We start from the raw sequence: 20498 nt of genomic DNA, 5'->3' as shown, positions 1-20498 counted from the left end.
CTCCTTATTAACAGTTATTTGGCGAACCAATCATGACTAAACCGGAGTGTTCACCTTTAGATTCAAAGTCCAACGTTAAATCGCTGATGAATTCTTTAGCCAGCAGGGCAATTGCAACAGGGATTTCATTGATCACAGAAACAGTATCCGATTCTTCGGGAGAATCAAGTGATAATGCGATTTGTGGGCCACAACATCCTCCCTCAACCGCATAGACCCGGAGTCCTTTTGCTTGCTGTTCTTCCAACATGGCTTGAATGTATTGTTTCGCTTCGTTCGTAATATTCATTTTTATATTCCTTCCTTTCTCATCCATCATTTTGCATCGTGGCATTTTTATGCGTCAATAAATTCTTTCAAACTATCATAGCCTATCTTTTCTTCGTGTAACCATGGAATCACTGCACATTGCAGTGCTAGTTCTTCTTTGACCTTTTTAATCCACTCTATTTCGGAGACTGCACGCCCTTTTAAGACAGCATCAGTTGTATCCGTTGCATATAAACTTTGATTGATTACCCACCACTTAGGATCAATCTGCGCACGTTTGAGATCCTCCTGCAATCGTGCAGCTTCTAATACTGGTGTTGCTTCTGCCAATGTCACAATGACCACACCTGTTTCTTTTGGATTTCGTAAACGGGGAAGAAGCTTCTTCACACTTTCTGGTACATCGCCAGTCGAACGGCTCATTTCCTTATGATAGGCTTCCGTTGAATCCAGCAATAACAATGTGTGTCCGGTCGGTGCCGTATCAATGACGACAATTTCATTTTCCGATTTCTCCACTACGTCGGCAAATGCCCTGAACAAAGCGATTTCTTCCGTACATGGCGATTCCAGATCTTCTTTCAAATACGCAATTCCTTCTTCGTCCAACCCTTCCCCTGCAGCCAAAAGTACTTCCTGCTGATACTTTTTCACTTCAATTTCCGGATTGATACTGCTAATTGTCAGATTGTCTCTCAATGCACTGCCTTCAAATGTGTACGCGAGATGTGCTGCTGGGTCTGTTGTAGTCAAATGAACGCGATGACCTTTCTCAGAGAGGCCGACAGCAATTGCAGATGCAATCGATGTTTTACCAACTCCACCTTTCCCCATTGTGAAGATTACACGTATATTTTCCGAAGAAAAATCATCGATAAATTTGTTTAAGCCTGGAAGGTGAATCGTTTTTTTGCTAAGGCTATCATCTTCAAATACAGTCATAGTATAAGAGCTAAATAAGTGCCGAAGGTTATCAACTCCAGTTAATGAATACGAAACGAACGGAAGGGAAAACGTCACAACCTGTTTTAATGCTTTTGGCGTTTCTTTCAATGCACGGCGCTGTCGCTCATAAAACGCGGTTGACACACTATCATCGGGACGATGTGTCTGAAGAAGTCCATTAATAATAAGCAGCTGATTTTTAATACCAATATCCTTTAACTCTGAAGAAGCCCGATTCGCTTCAACTAAGGAAGATACATCTGGTCGCGCAACCAGAATCAGCGTCGTTTTTGCTGGATTAGAAAGAGACTCTACAGCTTTCGCATACAACTCTTTTTTCTCTCCAAGACCGGATAGGGGACCTAAACAGGAAGCCCCATGTGTGCTCTCTTCTAAAAATCCAGTCCATGCAGTTGGTAATTGTAATAAACGCAGTGTGTGTCCAGTCGGCGCAGTATCAAACAATACGTGATCATATTGATTTAACACATCTTCATCGGATAACAGATGAGAAAATTCATCGAATGCAGCTATTTCAACTGTGCAAGCACCCGATAACTGTTCTTCCATCGTTGAGAGAACAGCATCTGGCAACTTACCTCGATAAGGACCGACAACTTTTTCACGGTATGCTTTTGCTGATGCCTCCGGGTCAATATTACAAGCAAATAAATTAGTTACACTTGGAATAGCTAGTGGATCATTCGTCAATTCTACATCGAGAACATCCTGTAAATTTGAAGCAGGATCGGTACTTACTAAGAGTACTTTTTTTCCTTGGTCGGCAAGAGCCACTGCTGTCGCACAAGCTGTTGATGTTTTACCGACACCACCTTTTCCGGTAAAAAATAAAAATGGAGTGAGTACAATTTGGTTAGGATTGAATAATAGATACACGACTATTCCCCCTTATTTATCAAACTTAACTGAAACACGTACACGCGGTTTCTCCTGAAGTTCAGCAGTTTTTACATCAAGCCACTCAGCCAACTCTTCGTTCGTCGGATAGGCACCGACTTTTACAACCTCTTTATTCACAAGTATCAAAGGAAGGGCATCTGGGCCTTTTTCAAGAAGTACCTTATTGACTACTTCATTGTCTACAAATGCACCCGGATCATTCCCAAGATTATAGCGTGTAACATCAAATTTCTTTTGTTCGAGTGAATAAACAGCCGATGCGATACGCGTTAATTCTGGATCAACACTTGGTCCACAGACACCAGTTGAACAACACATTGCAGGATCAAATATTTCAACCTTTTTCATTGACAAACACCTCCTTTATAATCGTATAATTATATCCTTATATATATATTACAAGGAAAGCCGTGATGTGAATCCACGGCCTATTTTACTTATTCACCAGTTGTAGCGAAACGTTCAATCCTTGCACCAATTTCATCGCGTACACGCTGGAAGAATGCCCATTTTTCTTCATCTGTTCCTTCTGCCTTAGCAGGATCATCAAAGCCCCAATGTTCACGTTTGATATGGGGTGGTGTTATCGGGCACTTGTCAGCAGCATCTCCACAAAGCGTAACGATAAAATCTGCGTTATTTAAGATTTGCGAATCGATAATATCCGAAGTTTGATTGGAAATATCAACACCAGCCTCATTCATAGCTTTAACGGCATTTGGATTGACCCCATGTGCTTCAATTCCAGCGCTCAGAACTTGCCATTCTTCACCAAGATATTTTTTGCCCCAACCTTCAGCCATTTGGCTACGGCATGAGTTACCTGTACATAAGAAATATAGTGTTTTTTTCGACATCATGAAAATCCCCTTTTTTATGTTTTATTGTATAAATGACAGCCATACATACAGTCCGATTAGTGTAATCAGGAGTGTAGGGACTGTTAAGATAATACCGATTTTAAAGTAGCTACCCCAAGAAATTTTCACACCTTTTTGAGATAGGACATGTAACCACAATAAAGTAGCCAAGGAACCGATTGGGGTAATTTTCGGACCTAAGTCCGACCCAATGATATTTGCATAAACCAAAGCTTCGCGAATAGATCCTGTTGTCGTCGTTTCTGATATAGCCAACGCGTTAATCATGACGGTAGGCATATTATTCATGAGGGATGATAATATCGCCGCAATAAAGCCCATCGAAATCGTTGCTACAAAGAGTCCTTGATTGGCAGCCATTTGAATGACATCTCCCAAAACACTTGTAAGACCGACATTACGCAATCCGTAGACGACAACATACATCCCAATCGAGAAGAATACGATGGCCCAAGGAGCCCCTTTCAATACTTGTTTCGTTTGAACAGCAGGACTTCTTTGTGCCATGAACATAAAGAATATGGCCGTAAGCCCAGCAATAATAGAGACAGGCAATCCCGTAAAACCACTTGAGAAATACCCTACAAGTAACACGCTTAAAATCACCCAAGCTAGTCGAAACAGCTTGATATCTTTAATAGCATCCTTCGGTTCTTTTAAATCTGAGACTTCGTAGTCTTTTGGAATACTTTTTCGGAAGAATAACAACAGCACTACTATACTCGCAACTAAAGCAAATAAATTCGGAACAATCATTCGAGATGCATATTCAACAAATCCAATTCCGAAAAAGTCTGCCGAAACTATATTGACTAAGTTACTCACGACTAACGGTAGTGAAGTCGTATCTGCAATAAAACCACTGGCAATAATGAAAGGAAAAATCATCTTTTCATTGAAATTCAAATTTCGTACCATTGCAAGCACAATTGGCGTTAATATGAGGGCTGCTCCGTCATTTGCGAATAACGCAGCAACAACTGCACCTAGAAGACTGACGTAAACAAACATGCGAATACCGCTGCCTTTAGCTAATCTAGCCATATGAAGGGCAGACCACTCGAAGAATCCGATTTCGTCCAAGATTAATGAGATGATTATGATCGCGATGAAAGCAAGCGTAGCATTCCATACAATCCCCGTTACGTCTATGACGTCCTGAAAATTAACTACTCCTACTAATAAAGCGACTACTGCACCTATACAGGCAGACCATCCAATCGATAAGTTTCTAGGCTGCCAAATTACAAAAATCAGTGTAATTATAAAAATCAATGATGCGATAATAACTGAAGTCAACGCTCGTTCTCCTCTCTACTCACAACAAATGCGCAACCCTTGCGCTTCCAATTCAGTTACTAATCCGTCTTGTCCGGGAAGATGCTCAAGGATACCTTGTATAAACGGATAATCTTCATGATCTTCATTGATCGAGTAGAAGATCCATTTTCCTTTACGCGTTTCTTTCACCAACTCGATATCCCTTAGTTTACGCAAGTGCTGGCTAATCGCCGGTTGACTCATTTTGAAAATCTCTACAAATTCACAGACGCAGCAATCATGTGATTGTAGCAATTTCATCATCGTCAAACGCGTTTGATCACCAAGTAATTTTAATAGTTGTGATGCTCGTTGCAGATCAATTGTTGCTGTTGTATTCATCTATCATCCCTCCACAACATCATCATATAACTATATAGTTATATACGCAAATAGATTATCTACATTTTTCAAAAATTCTTTTCTACCAAAGCTAAAGAATCATCAGTTGAAGGTTCCGTTGAGGTATTACAAGCCGAATTATTTCTTCGGCAGAAAATTTAGCCATCAGAAAAGCACCTCCAATTGTCGGATGTGTCTAACAATTGGGGTGCAGTTCATTGAGCGGTCGCCTTTTTATTCAACCAAAACCCAGTCATAATTTAATAGTAAAATAGTTGATTTTATTTAATTCAAGCTTTCCTAACCATTTCCAAAAGCATATGTGCAAGCATATGTTGCTCTTCTTTAGATCCGGATTTCCACAGCTCCATTAAAAGATTTTCCTCCCGGTTACGAGGTTCTTCGTGCTTGGCGAGATAATTTGCAACTAACTCGGTAGTTTTCGCAAGCTTTTCTTCACTTAACCCCATTTTTTCGCCCAGCTCTACTTTTTCTGAGAGGTACTGTTTGAATCGATTGAAATTCTCTAAAATCTGATTTTTCTCTTCGCCGTCAATTTTCGACAGTTCCTTTTGTACTTTGTCTTGCATGTCCATATAAAATAACACTCCTTTGTTGTTGTACACATATACTGCTCTTATTGTAATTAAAGTAACCAAGGAAAAATTTACATCGGAAGAAAAAATATTTCGGTGTTCAAATTTGTATTTAGAAAGTAAGGTGGGTTGCCTGAAGTTGAAAACCTCTACTCCAGCATATCTCCATTTAACTTGAATTTAAGTACACTCCCTTTACATAGAGCATAGGATAATTTATAAGTTGTGAAGGGATTGATAAAAATGTATTACGCTCCAAACATGCATCAATATCCTTATTATGTTAATTTGCCGATGTATAACTATTGTAGACAGTCTGGTTACTGGACTAATCCTGTTGGGGAAGAATATACAAATAGATTTGGTTCTTTTCGCCCCTCCGATGGAAGCATTTTGCTAACAGATTATGGAGCAGAACCGTTTGTCGTCAATATTAATAAAGCTACGAAGCAAAACAATACGTACCGTACCGCTTTATGGACAGGAACTTATTTGCAAGTTACCTTGATGAGTCTCAATGTTGGCGAAGATATCGGTTTGGAAATGCACCCTCACGTTGACCAATTCTTACGTGTTGAACAAGGTCAGGGTATTGTTCAAATGGGCAAGAGGAAAGATAATTTAAGCTTTGAAAGAAATGTCTATGATGATTCTGCAATAATAATACCTGCTGGAACATGGCACAATATAATTAATACAGGTAATATTCCGCTAAAACTTTATTCGATTTACGCTCTTCCTAACCATCCATTTGGTACAGTTCATGTAACAAAAGCAGATGCAGAGGCTTCAGAAGAAGGTTACGGTCATGGCAATGGAGATACAGTTGTTTTTGGCAGGACGCCAGATGAATGGATAAAGTACACGGATTTTTTGGTGAATCAAGGGTTAGAGGATGTTAAAAGAGGAATAAATGCTACGCATATTCTTCAAGAATTTATTTTAATGGGAGTTCTTGTAGGGAAAGGGTATTCTCCTGAAAAAGCATATGAAACAGTAGAAGGATGGGAACGTACAGGAGAATCCAAACTTCTTCAGCAAAGCAAAAATATGTAGAATTAGAGGTGAAAGCATATAGTTAATTACACAATTGGGTCGATACCATAATAAGGAAACCGTTTTTTCTTTATTCTATTAATGAGTGCTTTAGTTTAACGACAGATATTAGAAAGAAAAATGGCTTGGTGAAAAATCCAAGCCATTTTTTCTCGTAAGTTTTAATTTTGGGATGTTAAGAATATGTAAATTTTCTTATTTAGGCTAGGTAAATATGGAAGATGATGCTATGTTATTAATATCGAAAACCAATATTGATATTAAATATCGGCATTCCACATTTAGGTGGTGACAAATTGGAAGACAAAGTGCTGAGAAAACTTTTTCTTGGTTTTATTCACATACACATATTACATCATGCAAAAGAACACCCCATTTTCGGTGTATGGATGTTAGAAGAACTTAGGGAACACGGCTATAGTATCAGTTCTGGTACTCTTTATCCTATCCTACATTCAATGGAGTCTGATGGGCTTCTAACAAGAGAAGATAAAAATGTGGATGGGAAAATTAGAAAATATTACACAACAACTGAAAAAGGAGATCTAGTCCTTATTGAAGCCAGGAAAAAAGCATATGAACTCTTCAAAGAAATCAAAGACTAACAAAAAGGAGCCAACAATGAATCAAACTAACCCTAATAGGGGATTTAAATCACTTTTGGAGATATTTTTAGTTTCATCACGACTCGGATTTACATCTTTTGGTGGACCAACAGCTCATTTAGCGTATTTTCATGAAGAATATGTACGAAGAAGAAAATGGATGGATGAAAAAGTTATGCGGATTTAGTTGCTTTATCTCAGTTCTTACCTGGTCCGGCCAGTAGCCAAGTGGGTATCGGAGTAGGCGTTATGCGGGCAGGTGTATTAGGTGGAATTATATCTTTTATTGGGTTTACGCTACCCTCAGTTATTGCACTTATCCTTTTTGCTTTACTGCTCACTGGATTTGATATCGGAAATGCTGGATGGATACACGGATTAAAAATTGTGGCAGTAGCGGTAGTTGCACATGCGATTATCGGGATGGCAAAAAACTTGACGCCTGATTTAAAAAGAAAAGCCATCGCTTTATTTGCACTAATAGGTACACTTCTTTGGCAATCAGCTTTTACTCAAGTAGGTGTCATTTTAATCGCAGCATTCTTTGGGTTCCTTTTATTTAAACAACACGATGAAGTTGAAGAAGCTAGATCGAACTTCCCGATAGCTAAAAGGGTTTCGGTGATCTGTCTACTGTTATTTTTCGGTTTGTTATTTCTTTTACCGGTTATCAGAGAAGTAACCGGATCCTATTGGGTAGCAATGTTCGATAGTTTTTATCGTTCAGGTTCTTTAGTCTTCGGTGGGGGGCATGTCGTTTTGCCTTTATTAGAACAGGAACTTGTACCAACTGGATGGATAAGCGAAGAGTCATTCTTAGCAGGTTATGGTGCTACGCAAGCAGTACCTGGTCCTCTATTTACATTTGCAGCCTATTTAGGAACCGTTATGAAAGGTTGGCAAGGTGGTTTAGTCGCAACGTTTGCAGTTTTCTTACCTGCTTTCCTTCTTATTCTTGGTGCGTTACCTTTTTGGGATAGTTTACGTAACAATCCTAAAATTAAAGGTGCAATAATGGGCGTAAATGCAGCAGTTATCGGAATTTTAATCTCTGCTTTTTATTTTCCGATTTGGACAAGTTCAATCTTGGCACCTGTTGATTTTGCTCTAGCTGCAATTTTGTTTAGTATGCTAGCCTATTGGAAACTTCCACCTTGGATTATTGTGGTTTCTGGAGCTATCGGTGGATCATTATTATCTTTATTGTGATACAACAAGAAAAGCCCTTCAAAAAATGAGGGCTTTTCTTGTTTTTGATTTCTCACCAGTCACCGCATCGTATAGTATTGGGAATGAAAGTTCTTTATTTAACAATGGTAATCGGGCAATTCACATGCTTCATGACTTTGTGACTGACGCTACCAAGGATCATTTCTTGTAAAGTATTTAAGCCTCGACTCCCGATGACAAGTTGGTCAATTTCTTCTGCATTCACATACTGAATGATTTCTTGACTCGGATTCCCTTTTAACATTGTAATCTTCGTCTTCACTCCGACGTCTTTTGCTAGTTCTATAATAGGCTGCACTTTTTGCTCTCTTTTCAATGTTAAGCTCTCAGGGCTTTGAGATAACAGCCGCTCATCTTTTGCCTTATTATAATCCGATACATAAATAACTTCTAAATGCGCCTCGGGTAAGTATTTGCAAAGTGTAATAGCATGTTTTGCTGCACGTAAAGCATTTTCTGACCCATCAATTGCTACAGCAATCCTCATGTAGATTCCTCCCTTACGTTAATTGTTTATACAATTGTTCACTTGAAGAATTTAACCCTTGAATATGCACCGTCACGCCTTGTTGTTCAAGCTGTTGTTTCACTTTTAAAATAGCGGCCACAGCTGACTCATCCCATAGCTGACTATTTTCAAAATTAATGACGATTTCATTTTCTGAAACATTATCGAATGACTGAATAAATTTTGTGGTTGATGCAAAAAACAAAGGACCTTTTACCTTATATCCATCCTTCTCATGTGTTACTGCCACACGAGAAATTTTTGCAACAAAGAATAGCGCACTTAATATAACACCAATAACAACACCAATCGCTAAATTATGTGTATATAAAATAATCGCAACCGTAAAGAGCATAACAAGTGACTCCGATTTAGGCGCTTGTTTCAAAAACTTAAACGAGCTCCAATTAAATGTTGTCGCACTGACCATAATCATAACACCAACAAGAACAGGCATCGGTATTTTGACGACGACATCGCCCAAAACGATAATTAAAAACATGAGAAAAATACCTGACGTTAATGTCGATAAACGCCCACGCCCTCCTGATTTAATATTGATAATCGATTGCCCAATCAATGCACAACCTGCCATCCCACCGAAAAAACCAGTGATGAAGTTAGCAATCCCTTGCCCACGCGCTTCTGTATTTTTATTGCTCTGCGTATTTGTCATATCATCCAGCACTTGAGATGTAAGTAGTGATTCTAATAAACCGACAACCGAAAGCGCCAATGCATACGGCAAAATAATTTTTAACGTTTCAAAATTAAGCGGAATATCTGGTAAGAAAAAGATCGGTAACGAATTTGGCATCGATCCAAGGTCACCAATCGACTGTAACTTCACTCCACTTAGGAGCGCAATGCCCGTCATGACCACAATGGCAATGAGCGGTGCAGGAATCGCGGTAAAAAATCGCGGAATCAAATACACCAATATTAGCGTAACGCCTGCAAAAACATATGTCATCATGCCACCACCTATTAAATAAGGCAGTTGCGTTATAAAAATCATAATCCCAAGCGCATTCACAAAGCCTAGCATGACGGAGTTTGGAATAAAGCGCATCAAGTTCGCTACACCAAACAACCCAAGTATAAATTGAATGACTCCTGTTAAAATAGTGGCCGCGAGTAGATATTGTAAGCCATGATTCGCCACTAAGCTGACGAGTACTAATGCCATCGCACCTGTTGCTGATGAGATTAAACCAGGACGGCCACCGACAAACGAAGTAATGACCGCCATTGTAAATGAAGCGTATAATGCGACACGTGGATCTACACCCAGAATGAAGGCAAAAGCCAATGCTTCCGGAATAAGTGCCAGCCCAACAACGATTCCGGCTAAAATATCAGCGCGCACATTCCCAAACCACTGTTGTTTTAAAGTATGCATACTGTTCCCCTTTCATAAAGACAAAAATTTCAACATAGCTACTATCGATGTTAGAATGTATGTAGCATATCATTTCAATTCCCAAAAGTGAACCGTTTTGGGAAGTTAGGAGCAAAAAAAAAATGAAATATGGATACATCCGTCCGATTGTTCGGGATCAACAATGCACCCATCAATTAAACGAACTTTTCTTTGATACATTATTTAAAGAGGCACATGGACTTGCCAAGAAAAGAACTGAGCTTGAACAATTATTGATGACTGTTCAAAAAGATGACGAGCTGTTCGTCCAAAATATCGCAGTATTAGCTGATTCCCTTCAGCAACTTTTAGATATTTTACGACTAGTAGAACGAGATCAAATCACCATTCACTTCGTCGATGAACAATTAACCAACCAAACGATACAAAAAGCTTCACTACTTCAAAGTGCGACTTTTTTTGCGGATTTACAATCAAAGTTTCTAAGCCATTCTTCTACATTTACGCTACAAGCTGCTAAACAACAGGGTAAATCAATTGGTCGTCCACGAAAACCAGATGACAATTTACAGCTGGCTTTTTCAATGTATGACAGTAAGACTTATACGCTATATGACATAAAAGAAGCGACTGGAATTAGTAAGACTACTTTATATCGTTATTTGGATGATCGCTCTACATCGTTGTCCGATGAGACTGAGTAGAGTAGGAGAATTAAAGCAAGAGCGATAATAAAAGCATACGGAACCGGTAAATAAAAGATGAGGCCATTCATTCTCATTCCTTTATCAAGAAAAAAGAAACTAAAAACAACAGAGGAGCAAAATGCATCTCTGTTGTTTATTTATTATTCGCCAAATTATTATACGCTTGTAAAAATTGTCGATACGTTTCATTACCTAATTGGCGAGGATTATTATTAAATAAGCGTTGAAAAACAATCTTTTTAGCTTCGTCTACATCCGATGTTCGAGACGCTAATATTAGCTCAAAATAGGATGTAAAGTAGGCGGTACTTAATGTACCTCCACGGTTAATAATCATTACTATCACCTTTCAAAGTTATAACTTTTTGATTACTCCTTTTTAGAGGAACAGCATGAAGAATCACTTTTACTTGCCGTAGCTTTATCAGAAACCTTTTCAGTTTTCTCTTCAACCTCTTCAATATCAACAGAGCAGCAATCCTGCTTGGAAGCAAAAATCTTTTTAAACAACGATTCTTTTTTCATTCGTCTTTCACCTCCTTAAAATGTAAAGTAAAGAATATATCCCGTTGTGACAGCACCAATGAAAACTGTGATGATAAAGGCTGCTATTAATCGTGGCTTAAATAATTTGTTTAACAGTAGGATTTCAGGGAGACTCGCTCCTGCCCCCCCAATAATCAGTGCAACCACAGCACCCATGCTCATTCCTTTAGCTACTAACGCTTCTGATATAGGGATCATCGTTTCAACTCGAATGTACATCGGAATTCCAATTACAGCAGCTATAGGTATCGCAAACGGATTATCATTCCCCGCAATCGCTGTTATAAATTCAGCTGGAATGAAATCATGAATAACGGCACCAATGAGAACCCCGATGAGTAAGTAAGGTAAGACCGGGTAAAAGAAGTTCCATGCATCTTTTAAAGCGAGAACCCACTTGGATTCTGGTTCACCATTTTCATTTTTTGTGCGTCGAATTCTTACGTTTTTTAGATGTTTTTCTAATCCAAGTGCATTAAATAGGACACCAGCTAGCACTGCGAAAATAAACATACTGACGACATAAAACACAGTCAATTTCAAGCCTAATAGCTTCCACAATAAAATCACGATAATCGGATTTAATAAAGGCGATGCTATTAAAAAGGAGATTGACGGACCGAATGGCGCGCCTGAACTCAATAACCCTGCCAAAATCGGGATGGTTGAGCAGGAGCAAAATGGCGTAAGCGCACCTAAAAAGGTTCCAGAGACATACCCCGTCGCTTTATTACCTTTCTCTAAAATACTTTTGATCTTTTCCTCCGTAACAACTTGTTGAAGCAAGCTCACAAGGAAACTAATCAAAAGAAATAACGCTGCCAATTCAACAAATAATATTAAGAAGTTTTTAATGAACCCCATAATATCCATATAAATCATCCTTTCTGAGTAAACACATCAACTTTTATTGATGTGAACTATAAAAAAATTATCCTTATTCAGGATAAAAGAGACAACAAAGATCCGAAGATAATATTTTCTTTATTTCATTAGGATTGGCTGAATAATAATTCCATTTCCCTTCTTTTTCAACAGAAATAAAGTTCACATCTAATAAGATTTTTAGATGATACGATAATTTAGATTGTGGCAATGCTAGTAGTTCACTCAAATCACAAACACAGGTTTTTCCTTCTGTAGCCAAAATACGCAATATATAAAGTCTCTTGTGATCCGACAATGCTTTAAATTTCTTCTCATAGTCGAGTAAAGTTGTATCACAAACATCCCGCTGTTTAATCATGATTATTTCTCTCCTCACATCAAATATTCTTGATGTATAGTATATTATGCTAAAGAGGAAAAAGTGTCAACAAAACAGTGTCTGCTTTCCAGCAAAACTAAATTTCACCCTTTCGGTTCATTTGATTAGAGCAAATAAAGACGTCCACTGGGGTCTTAACTCCATTGATGAACGCCCTATTTTATTATCGCTGTCACGAACTTCGGAGCAACCGGGGGATTCCTCTATTGCAACCATCCATAAATATCCCTAAAGGATACAAGAAAGAATCTTAGTTAGGAAATATTCTCGGCCTGGTCAGAATCGAATATAGAGTATGAACAACATTGTTAATTACTTAAACTCAATGAGCTTTTCAGTTGCTAATACAAGGGAACTTGGTAAAACATTTAAACCTACAGCTAATGCGAAGATAGTATTAATTGTCGGCTTTCTTTTTCCTCTTTCCATTAGGCTAATATATGTACGATCTAAACCACAAATATGAGCTAACTCTTCTTGTGAAAATTTCTTTTCCAACCTAACTTCTCTTAGTACTTTCCCGAAAACCTCTTCTATTTCCATCCACTATAGCACCACACTCTTTTTCTCTATACTCAGAGAAATGTGGTGTTCAGTCCACGGACTATAGTCTGCAAGAGAGAGCCTGATATGCTACACTGTCTGTATTGTAAGACTACACTTGAGTAATGAAATGAGGTAAAAAAACATGAGTGAAATAGAAACGTTTGCAAACAGTTCGAAACTACCTAGTCAGCTAAAGGAATATTTCACAGCTAGTGAAAGCATTAAAGCAGTGATAACTAAGAAGACCCTATCTGAAATTGAAGACTTATACATTTATTACACTTCGCTTTATAGATTTGATACATCCGAATTTAGCGCCTATACAATCACTTCTTTAAAAAAATGCAAAGATTTGGATTCCTTTTATTACTATTTGAAGAAAGTGATTGATACAAACTTGGATTTAAAATCTAAAGATAGGTCATTCAATAGCAATAGCGATTATTTTGATTCCCAAAACGCTGTTGCAGATAAAACATTTATAGACGTCGTTCTTGAATTTTGTGATCTCATTGACAAAGTTTATAAAAAAAATGAAAACTTGAATTTTAAAAAAACCTATATAAGTCTTGGAAAACTAGAATTGATAAATAAGTTAATCACTAATCCAATCTATGAAAAAGTCTTGATTTCTGGAAAAAGAGTACTTGAGGAACACGAAAATACTAAAGCTTAGACCATTATATTTCTTAATTGGGTGGGGGAGGGGGCTCGAAAAGATCAATATCACATTGGTCCAGGAGAAAAATTCTTATTTTCCTTCCTGGACTTTTTCATTTAAAGGGCTTTGGGGATAGTTTCTTCGAATATTCACATCAAAAGATATCCGAAAATTCATCTGCTATAGTTTTTTTACTTTTTAAAGGAATCACGTTATCCTTTATTTTTCCGGATGCTTCTAAATTCGTTTCATACCAATTATAAAAATCTGAGGGATTACTAAAAATATTTTCTAAAGCCCCTTTGACAATACTTGTCTGTTTTTGACCTGTATCTAAATGATTAACTAGGGGGACCTCTTTGTTTGAACTATACCTTAACATTTTAAATAAAAGATCTTGGAGGTATTCAGACTGATTTTCTGATTCAGAAAGTTTGCTTTTATATTCTTGAACTTTCCTCTCACTTTCTGCGAGTTTTAGTTCTAAGGTTTTTCTCTGTTCAATATTTTTATAGAATTTCCGTTCAATCACAATTAATTCCTTAATCAAAGCTTCTTTATCATCATAATGTTTATTAATGATATCAGAAAGGTTTGGAATATTGTCGTTCGGAACTTCCGAAGTAGACACTTTAGAAGTAAAGACACTATTCGCTTTATCGATCACCATTCTTCCTAGCCGATTTTTCTTTCTCCAAAAGTCTTCTCCAGCTGAGGTAGGGAAACGGCCCTGTTGAACTACTTCATTGTTGAATTGATGCATATCACCATATTTAATTTTGCCATTTATTTGTTTCTCTGTTTTAAATAAATAAATCAGGTGGTTAACCTCTTTTTCAGTCAACTTTGTTTTACGCCCAGCTTTATTGGCCATCATTTTGACCCCCTAGTATTTTAAGTTCTGCAATTTCTTTCACGCTGTCTTTAATTTGAAAGGAAATAGACTTCAGCTTGTTAAAATTTGTTGGATTCACCCTAGAAAATTCGTCAGACAGCATAATCGAATGCAAATTTTTCATGAAAGTAATCAATTCATTGATGTTTCTTTTGCTGTTAGCTAGCTTACCTTTAATAACATTAGACTTTTCAGCCAATTCTTCAGGAGTAATTCTCCAGTGACTACAAAAAATACAATCCTCGGTTTCACAACGCTGCTGTTCATCTGAACAATACCCTAGATCTTTTAAAGGTTTTTTACAATCCTGCGTAGTAGGGGGTCTAAAAGCTTTAAGCAATATGTCATTCGGAATATGAGGAGCTAAATCCAAAGAAGCTTTCAAGGCTCCTTTCTTTTTTTTGTTTTTTGAAGAACTTACTTCCGAGTTCGATTGAGAGGATTGTGCAAACTTAAACTTTTGTAGTAGCGCAAAGACTTCCGAATCTATCCAGTATTCAGTATGATGAGCGTAATTCAATTGCATTGAAATGGTTTTATGGTTTGCTAACCTGGCAATTTCAATAGGTGATACCCCTTGCATCATTAACGAAAATATGGCTAGGTGCCTTGTGTCATTCGGCCAGAGCTGGTTTTTCCGAGGTATATAAAACCCGTACTTTTGTTGTACAATTTTTTCATAAAAGCTCTGAATCAAAATGTACAATTGTCCGATGTTAAAAACATTAACATTTATTTTCTGTGTTTCTCTTATGTTACGAATAAAATCTGAGCTCGTCTTTAAGATTGAATTGTAAGAGATAAGAGTATCGCTAGTCCCAAATTTATCGGTTTCAGCAATGTAAGTTGAAATTAGCTCAAAGGCAACTTGATCAATTCGTACTTTATCGACTACATTTGGATGCTTTTTTGAATATTTATGCCTTGGTAAATGTAAATAATAGTTTCCTTCTCCTTCGGAAAGACACTCCCTTTTTATCGCACAAAATTCAGAAGGTCGTAAAGGAACAATTGTTGTTATTTTCCACCAAATTATGATTGGAAAGTATAATAATTTTTCATTAATCCATTCCGTGGCACTATTGTTACTGGATTTGATTTCTTGATAATAAATATCAATACTTTGCGAAAAGGTCAATATATCCTTGGAAGGAGGTAAAGTACGATTAGCTTTTTTCCTTACAATTTTTCTTTTTAAATTAAGGAGTGGTTTTATATAGACCTCTCCGGCTTCAATATCAGCGTAATCTAAGAAATTCAATATCACATAAATTGTATATTGTTTATCCTTGTTTGAAATAGTTTCTGTTGATGTAAACCACAATACAAATTCGTCTTCTTTTTCTCGATCAAATCCATTGGTATACTCTAAAGCTCTTAGTATTTTCGAATAATATCCAGCAACTGTAGTAACATGGTATTTCGAAATCAAGTCAGCTACCCAGCACTTTACAATTATTCGGAAGTTTTTTGGAAGATGATTCACGTATTCATATGATTTCAATTCTTCAAATTTAAGTTTTCTCTTCAAGCCAGTATTTAAATTGTCTTTGTAAAATATCCACTCATCATCATCGAAATCACCCAGATAATGCAGGGGTTCATTTTCAAGTATTTTTACGGCCTCTTTTATGCTCTCAGCGGTTAAAAATGTCGTATCGGAAAGTGATTCAAGTTCTTCAGAAATTGGTGAGTATAGGCTAGTTGCTTCACTATTCATCCATTCGTACCTCGCTTTTCTCAATATTAGAAGTCCTGTATTTATTTAACTCAACAACAGAAATTTTCTCCATTTTCTCTTTAAGTGCTTGACTTCCACCCTCTATAAATTGATAAATTACATCTTTACCAAACTTTTCAGTAGCTCTTTTCCACTGATCCATTTCAACGGAAAAAATATTGGCTATTTTTGTCTTTTCAGCTTCGTACCCCTGTTTTTCTAGACTTGTAAGTTGTTGAATCCTATTAGTCAAACTTTCAGCAAGGGAAGAGAGGGCGTAAAAGTTAGGGACTGACATTGAGCAATTTCTGCATGCAATATTATGTTTGGTGCAATTCTCTATACCTATAAGGCACTGCACATGGTCTTCTTTACTAGGTAACAACTGTGTATCCAACTTAAACATATAATCAGCTGCTTCTTCAAATCCCATGCTTAAAATCATGTCGGAAACCTTTTTCTTTTCTGCTTGTATTGTATTTAAGAACCCAGCAGTAGATTCAATATTGTAAACATCCCCAAACATTTCTTTAACAGCTACTATCTCTTCAGTTCTTTTTTCACGATCATTTTCATTTCCAAATAGGACCTCAGCAAACAGATCCGGGATGTACCCAAAATGTTCCCTAACGAATAATTGGTGTGTTAAATTATTTAACTCTTCTTCGGGAATATAAATATAAATATTAGTAGTTTCAAAATCAAAGTGTGCACGTAAACGCTGAGCTACTTCTAGTGCGGCCTGTGCATGTCCTTTTTTTACGAGTAAGTGATATATATAGGACAATAAAGAACGATTCATTTTCCTGTTTTCAAATATGAATTCCTCATTAAAATCCTTGAAAAATATCAACTTACATCTTGACGAAAACTCGTTTCTTATCGATTTAAAACTTATCAGATAGTCATAATTTGGTGTAATAGTAGCCCTACGTAACTCACAAATAACTGCTGCGGTTGCTAAAGAAAGGGTCACATCTTCCGAACAAAAAAATCGGTTAGTAGCATTCGTTTTGGTTGTTCTTAAATCTTTACGCATTACTTGACGAATGATCCGGCGAGCATCTTCGTAGCTTAAATCGTTTTGTTCTAACCACTCCAAATTAATATTTGGAACGGAAATCTCGTTTAGATCAATCTTTGGAAATCTAACAACATCTTTATGTCGCCAAGCATTGTTAAGATGTACAAGCACATAAAGCCAAGAAGAGTCATAGTTGTAAGTCCTTTGTTTCTTTATTTTGTATGAAGCATTTTGAGTAATAAACTTTTGATTCATTTGTTTTTTTACATCTTCAATAGCCTTTCTTTTATGTAAAGGTAAGTTGGTGGCAAAATTAAATAATGATTTATAATCCTCGTAATTATAAATGGTTTTATCTTTAGGGATAATTTCTTTTTGGTATGGATTTATGATACGTTCCAATTTAAATAGTTTCCTTTTATTCTTTTCAATAAGTTTATTATAAATCGAATTAATGAAACTATAAAACACTTTCTGGTACAGCAACGGAATATTTTCATTGAATAATGCAAGATTAATACGATTGGAAGTCAATTCATATATCTCTTTGTCTGCAAGAAAATCAATTAGTATTCCCGTACACTTGGCATATCTAAATACTGTGTAATGAATAGTCTCAACGCTTTCATTAGTATTTCGTAAAGCGCGGTGTACATATTCTTGCCACCCTTTGCAGGTAACTGAATCGTTATTATGAAAATCAATTTCTAAACTTTTAAGCACGTATTCATATGCATCTATATTGTCTGAAAGTGAAGTAACAACCTCTCTAAGTTCATTTTCCTGAACAATTTCATTAACAATTGATTTAGGATAGATGTATGACATTCTTTTTAGTGGATGCACACCACGAAAAACAGTTGGCACTTTCTTTCTTGCATCAATAAGTTTTGAATGTAAACTATGATATTGAAGTTTTAATAGTTCCTGTACCTCATCTGAGATATAGTATTCGTCTTTCAATTTCTGCTGCCGGACCTTTAACTGATCAATAGATTCTTTTAGGTAATGACGAATACCACCTAAAATGGTGTCAGTTAAACCTTCTTCCCTTCTCATAATTTTCCACTGGGGTGTAGTTAAATTCAAAAGGCTCTTTGCTTCACTAGATGAATAGTATTTATCTGTGTTGTAAACTTTTCCTTTGATGAGTGTTCCTATACCTACAGTATTATCAGGCAAGACGTTTTGATTATATTCTTCAATCAAAGACTCAACTATCTTTCTTGGATGGAAAATATGATAATGTGATAGGTAAATGTTTTTCACATTATTTCTCTTAAGAATTCTCCAAAAAATAACGTTTTTCGCATTTAACTTTTCAAGTGCTTCTTCGTGGCTAATATAATCTACTAGAAATTGATTAACCGATTCTTTTGTAACATAAGTTTCATTTACAAATGTTATGGATTTTAAAATCCCGAGATTCATTAGACTAAGAATATTCTTTCTATACGTTGCTAACCTAAATTCACCTTTGAACCTATATTTATGACTAATTAGTTTTTGGACTGCTTGTCCAAGGGTGAAACATTGTTCAAAGAGTTTTTCTTCCTCTTGTACATATTTTTCAAGTGAGCTTAAGACGACCTTGTTAGTTCCGTTTGAATCGGTAACTACTTCTATAAGACCATCTCTTCCTAGTCTTCCTAATTTATTGGGTGAAGTTTTGACATGTGCATATATGGGCTTATTGTATATTTGATGAAAGCTAACGAGTTTTTCGGACACTTGTGGCCACCCCATTTAACCATTTGGTTTTGTATACTGTTTGATCTATGGACCCAAATTCTTCTTTTGGAACATTATGCAACTCATTCTGAAGCCCCTCGATATAATGTATTGTTGTTTTGGCATCAACATAATCTAAAACAGATTCAATACTAGTATCACCTCTTGCGATGGCAATCTGTAAAACGCTTAAATCCATATCCAATAGAAAACTCGTAAAAATACCCCTACCTATATGTGTAGACCAGTAAGAATCTTTTAAAAGCATATAGTCGTCTTCCCTTCCAGCCGATGTAGCTAATTTGGTTAAAAATGATTTTTTAACCTTTCTAAACCTTTTATCATAGACTCTCCCGGATATAGCCATACCATTTTTATCGTAAAACAAGATCATCGGATTTTTTAAAAAGCCACTTTTCAATTTTATATCCAAGTCTTTCATGTGCGACTCATAGTAATCCCATAGTACATCACTATCTAATATCATTTGTTTAGCTAAATGTGTTTCTAAGTAATTTAATCGTTTAGGGCTCTCGGCGCTAGTATCTTTTAGGTGAGTAAAGAGAGTTGAACGATTATCTCTTATTTGTACAGATAGTGATTTTCTAAATTTAACACTTAGGTCAGCACGTGTAATATTTACCACTTCTCCACGTCTAAGTCCCCCGAAAAATTGTAAGCATAGAGCAAAAGCTATTTCTGGAGCCGTTTCTTTGGCTTCCTCTAAGAATTCGATAATCAGTTTATTTCTATTAGGTCCGAAGTCTTTAAGTTTCATAAACTTATTGTTATTATGTGTTCTAGATGGATACTTTGTTCCTAAAGATGATGATCTAAAAGGAGAATGGTTCAGCCAATTCCCTTTCTCATCTTGATAAGACTTAAAGTCAATATCATCGTTTAACAAAGATTGTTCTTTTAAGAACAGATAAAATTCCTTTATATAGTTTTCATAATAAAAAACCGTACTTCTTTTTAAACCCGTATTAGTTAAATGAGTAATATACCGGCTACCATGTATTAATTTTAATCCACTTATTCCTTCGTGAACTAACTGATTAAAGTCCTCATCTCCTGCACTAATACGGTCAATTATATAATTTAAGAAACGGCATAAAACATAAGCAGGGGCTTTCACGGTATTGATACTACTGCCCTGATACTCATACCTACGACGAATAAAGTCTGTAAGGGGATGTGGAATGGCTACTTTTTTAATCTTGTTATATAACCCAATATTAACAACCCTTTTCTTTACAACTTTACTATCAATAAATTCTTCTATCTCATTTTCCTTGACGACAAATTTAAAGTTAATAAGATTTTCCATATAGCCTACCTCC

Annotated in this window: 22 protein-coding genes and 1 pseudogene; 6 read left to right on the top strand and 17 right to left on the bottom strand. The window is 36.5% G+C overall.

Going from position 1 to position 20498, the window contains the following annotated elements; genetic code table 11:
* Positions 1–7: 7 nt before the first annotated feature.
* The 7 genes from R2B77_RS15905 to R2B77_RS15875 form a co-directional block, all read right to left on the bottom strand.
* Entirely contained in the window at positions 8–289 is a 282-nt protein-coding gene (locus tag R2B77_RS15905) for a HesB/IscA family protein (protein WP_322555751.1), read from the bottom strand.
* A 47-nt stretch (positions 290–336) separates the two neighbouring features.
* Positions 337–2112 (bottom strand): arsenical pump-driving ATPase, encoded by a 1776-nt coding sequence (arsA, locus tag R2B77_RS15900; RefSeq protein WP_203249064.1) that lies wholly within the window; start codon positions 2110–2112, stop codon positions 337–339.
* A 12-nt stretch (positions 2113–2124) separates the two neighbouring features.
* Complete coding sequence (gene arsD / locus R2B77_RS15895; protein ID WP_203249063.1) at positions 2125–2484, bottom strand: arsenite efflux transporter metallochaperone ArsD; 360 nt, start codon at positions 2482–2484, stop codon at positions 2125–2127.
* 89 nt (positions 2485–2573) lie between these two features.
* A complete protein-coding gene (gene arsC, locus R2B77_RS15890; RefSeq protein ID WP_203249062.1) occupies positions 2574–2993 on the bottom strand; it encodes an arsenate reductase (thioredoxin) in 420 nt (139 codons plus the stop codon).
* 24 nt (positions 2994–3017) lie between these two features.
* The gene (locus R2B77_RS15885; RefSeq protein ID WP_203249061.1) at positions 3018–4316 is read right to left on the bottom strand and encodes an arsenic transporter; all 1299 of its coding nucleotides are present in this window, start codon (positions 4314–4316) and stop codon (positions 3018–3020) included.
* A 15-nt stretch (positions 4317–4331) separates the two neighbouring features.
* On the bottom strand, positions 4332–4679 hold the full coding sequence (locus R2B77_RS15880; protein ID WP_203249060.1) for an ArsR/SmtB family transcription factor: 348 nt from the start codon (positions 4677–4679) through the stop codon (positions 4332–4334).
* 290 nt (positions 4680–4969) lie between these two features.
* A complete protein-coding gene (locus R2B77_RS15875) occupies positions 4970–5275 on the bottom strand; it encodes a DUF3243 domain-containing protein (protein ID WP_203249059.1) in 306 nt (101 codons plus the stop codon).
* 243 nt (positions 5276–5518) lie between these two features.
* On the opposite strand from R2B77_RS15875, the gene R2B77_RS15870 reads away from it, so the two are divergent.
* The 3 genes and pseudogenes from R2B77_RS15870 (at position 5519) to chrA (ending at position 8145) form a co-directional block, all read left to right on the top strand.
* Positions 5519–6331 carry a cupin domain-containing protein gene (locus R2B77_RS15870; RefSeq protein ID WP_203249058.1) on the top strand — a complete coding sequence of 271 codons (813 nt, stop codon included), beginning with the start codon at positions 5519–5521 and terminating at the stop codon, positions 6329–6331.
* Positions 6332–6627: 296 nt separating this feature from the next.
* The gene (locus R2B77_RS15865) at positions 6628–6936 is read left to right on the top strand and encodes a PadR family transcriptional regulator (protein ID WP_203249057.1); all 309 of its coding nucleotides are present in this window, start codon (positions 6628–6630) and stop codon (positions 6934–6936) included.
* Positions 6937–6952: 16 nt separating this feature from the next.
* A pseudogene (gene chrA / locus R2B77_RS15860) lies at positions 6953–8145 on the top strand (chromate efflux transporter).
* Positions 8146–8239: 94 nt separating this feature from the next.
* Here chrA and R2B77_RS15855 read toward each other — a convergent pair.
* Positions 8240–8653 (bottom strand): universal stress protein, encoded by a 414-nt coding sequence (locus tag R2B77_RS15855; RefSeq protein WP_203249055.1) that lies wholly within the window; start codon positions 8651–8653, stop codon positions 8240–8242.
* 13 nt (positions 8654–8666) lie between these two features.
* The gene (locus R2B77_RS15850; RefSeq protein WP_203249054.1) at positions 8667–10076 is read right to left on the bottom strand and encodes a SulP family inorganic anion transporter; all 1410 of its coding nucleotides are present in this window, start codon (positions 10074–10076) and stop codon (positions 8667–8669) included.
* A 122-nt stretch (positions 10077–10198) separates the two neighbouring features.
* On the opposite strand from R2B77_RS15850, the gene R2B77_RS15845 reads away from it, so the two are divergent.
* Both R2B77_RS15845 and R2B77_RS15840 read left to right on the top strand, forming a co-directional pair.
* A complete protein-coding gene (locus R2B77_RS15845) occupies positions 10199–10762 on the top strand; it encodes a recombinase family protein (protein ID WP_203249053.1) in 564 nt (187 codons plus the stop codon).
* A gap of 57 nt (positions 10763–10819) precedes the next feature.
* Positions 10820–10981, top strand: a complete 162-nt coding sequence (locus R2B77_RS15840; RefSeq protein WP_203249052.1) for a hypothetical protein — start codon at positions 10820–10822, stop codon at positions 10979–10981.
* 153 nt (positions 10982–11134) lie between these two features.
* Here the strand turns inward: R2B77_RS15840 and R2B77_RS15835 are convergent, their stop codons facing one another.
* The 4 genes from R2B77_RS15835 to R2B77_RS15820 all read right to left on the bottom strand — a co-directional run bounded on the left by R2B77_RS15835 (position 11135) and on the right by R2B77_RS15820 (position 13121).
* Entirely contained in the window at positions 11135–11290 is a 156-nt protein-coding gene (locus R2B77_RS15835) for a hypothetical protein (RefSeq protein WP_203249051.1), read from the bottom strand.
* A 15-nt stretch (positions 11291–11305) separates the two neighbouring features.
* Positions 11306–12184 carry a permease gene (locus tag R2B77_RS15830; RefSeq protein WP_203249050.1) on the bottom strand — a complete coding sequence of 293 codons (879 nt, stop codon included), beginning with the start codon at positions 12182–12184 and terminating at the stop codon, positions 11306–11308.
* A gap of 64 nt (positions 12185–12248) precedes the next feature.
* A complete protein-coding gene (locus R2B77_RS15825; protein WP_203249049.1) occupies positions 12249–12557 on the bottom strand; it encodes an ArsR/SmtB family transcription factor in 309 nt (102 codons plus the stop codon).
* A 333-nt stretch (positions 12558–12890) separates the two neighbouring features.
* The gene (locus R2B77_RS15820; RefSeq protein ID WP_203249048.1) at positions 12891–13121 is read right to left on the bottom strand and encodes a helix-turn-helix domain-containing protein; all 231 of its coding nucleotides are present in this window, start codon (positions 13119–13121) and stop codon (positions 12891–12893) included.
* A 145-nt stretch (positions 13122–13266) separates the two neighbouring features.
* On the opposite strand from R2B77_RS15820, the gene R2B77_RS15815 reads away from it, so the two are divergent.
* Entirely contained in the window at positions 13267–13800 is a 534-nt protein-coding gene (locus R2B77_RS15815; protein ID WP_203249047.1) for a hypothetical protein, read from the top strand.
* Between the two features lie 139 nt (positions 13801–13939).
* Here the strand turns inward: R2B77_RS15815 and R2B77_RS15810 are convergent, their stop codons facing one another.
* The 4 genes from R2B77_RS15810 to R2B77_RS15795 are packed head-to-tail and all read right to left on the bottom strand — an operon-like array spanning position 13940 to position 20485.
* Positions 13940–14659 carry a hypothetical protein gene (locus R2B77_RS15810; RefSeq protein WP_203249046.1) on the bottom strand — a complete coding sequence of 240 codons (720 nt, stop codon included), beginning with the start codon at positions 14657–14659 and terminating at the stop codon, positions 13940–13942.
* Entirely contained in the window at positions 14649–16400 is a 1752-nt protein-coding gene (locus R2B77_RS15805) for a site-specific integrase (protein WP_203249045.1), read from the bottom strand. The genes R2B77_RS15810 and R2B77_RS15805 overlap by 11 nt, the downstream gene beginning before the upstream one ends.
* Complete coding sequence (locus R2B77_RS15800; protein WP_203249044.1) at positions 16393–19155, bottom strand: hypothetical protein; 2763 nt, start codon at positions 19153–19155, stop codon at positions 16393–16395. Before R2B77_RS15800 ends, R2B77_RS15805 begins: the two co-directional genes overlap by 8 nt.
* Positions 19136–20485 carry a site-specific integrase gene (locus R2B77_RS15795; RefSeq protein WP_203249043.1) on the bottom strand — a complete coding sequence of 450 codons (1350 nt, stop codon included), beginning with the start codon at positions 20483–20485 and terminating at the stop codon, positions 19136–19138. Before R2B77_RS15795 ends, R2B77_RS15800 begins: the two co-directional genes overlap by 20 nt.
* Positions 20486–20498: the final 13 nt, after the last annotated feature.

Origin of the sequence: Sporosarcina beigongshangi, from assembly GCF_033485195.1 — a bacterium.
Lineage (GTDB): Bacteria > Bacillota > Bacilli > Bacillales_A > Planococcaceae > Sporosarcina > Sporosarcina beigongshangi.
The sequence above is the reverse complement of the archived record's forward strand: the minus strand, read 5'-3'. Positions and strand labels throughout refer to the sequence as shown.

What these genes read in the sequence shown, in the direction of transcription:
- R2B77_RS15905 (WP_322555751.1), bottom strand. Translation starts at nt 289, where the DNA reads ATGAATATTACGAACGAAGCGAAACAATACATTCAAGCCATGTTGGAA.
- arsD (WP_203249063.1), bottom strand. Translation starts at nt 2,484, where the DNA reads ATGAAAAAGGTTGAAATATTTGATCCTGCAATGTGTTGTTCAACTGGT.
- arsC (WP_203249062.1), bottom strand. Translation starts at nt 2,993, where the DNA reads ATGTCGAAAAAAACACTATATTTCTTATGTACAGGTAACTCATGCCGT.
- R2B77_RS15880 (WP_203249060.1), bottom strand. Translation starts at nt 4,679, where the DNA reads ATGAATACAACAGCAACAATTGATCTGCAACGAGCATCACAACTATTA.
- R2B77_RS15875 (WP_203249059.1), bottom strand. Translation starts at nt 5,275, where the DNA reads ATGGACATGCAAGACAAAGTACAAAAGGAACTGTCGAAAATTGACGGC.
- R2B77_RS15870 (WP_203249058.1), top strand. Translation starts at nt 5,519, where the DNA reads ATGTATTACGCTCCAAACATGCATCAATATCCTTATTATGTTAATTTG.
- R2B77_RS15855 (WP_203249055.1), bottom strand. Translation starts at nt 8,653, where the DNA reads ATGAGGATTGCTGTAGCAATTGATGGGTCAGAAAATGCTTTACGTGCA.
- R2B77_RS15850 (WP_203249054.1), bottom strand. Translation starts at nt 10,076, where the DNA reads ATGCATACTTTAAAACAACAGTGGTTTGGGAATGTGCGCGCTGATATT.
- R2B77_RS15845 (WP_203249053.1), top strand. Translation starts at nt 10,199, where the DNA reads ATGAAATATGGATACATCCGTCCGATTGTTCGGGATCAACAATGCACC.
- R2B77_RS15840 (WP_203249052.1), top strand. Translation starts at nt 10,820, where the DNA reads ATGAGGCCATTCATTCTCATTCCTTTATCAAGAAAAAAGAAACTAAAA.
- R2B77_RS15835 (WP_203249051.1), bottom strand. Translation starts at nt 11,290, where the DNA reads ATGAAAAAAGAATCGTTGTTTAAAAAGATTTTTGCTTCCAAGCAGGAT.
- R2B77_RS15830 (WP_203249050.1), bottom strand. Translation starts at nt 12,184, where the DNA reads ATGGATATTATGGGGTTCATTAAAAACTTCTTAATATTATTTGTTGAA.
- R2B77_RS15825 (WP_203249049.1), bottom strand. Translation starts at nt 12,557, where the DNA reads ATGATTAAACAGCGGGATGTTTGTGATACAACTTTACTCGACTATGAG.
- R2B77_RS15820 (WP_203249048.1), bottom strand. Translation starts at nt 13,121, where the DNA reads ATGGAAATAGAAGAGGTTTTCGGGAAAGTACTAAGAGAAGTTAGGTTG.
- R2B77_RS15815 (WP_203249047.1), top strand. Translation starts at nt 13,267, where the DNA reads ATGAGTGAAATAGAAACGTTTGCAAACAGTTCGAAACTACCTAGTCAG.
- R2B77_RS15810 (WP_203249046.1), bottom strand. Translation starts at nt 14,659, where the DNA reads ATGGCCAATAAAGCTGGGCGTAAAACAAAGTTGACTGAAAAAGAGGTT.
- R2B77_RS15805 (WP_203249045.1), bottom strand. Translation starts at nt 16,400, where the DNA reads ATGAATAGTGAAGCAACTAGCCTATACTCACCAATTTCTGAAGAACTT.
- R2B77_RS15795 (WP_203249043.1), bottom strand. Translation starts at nt 20,485, where the DNA reads ATGGAAAATCTTATTAACTTTAAATTTGTCGTCAAGGAAAATGAGATA.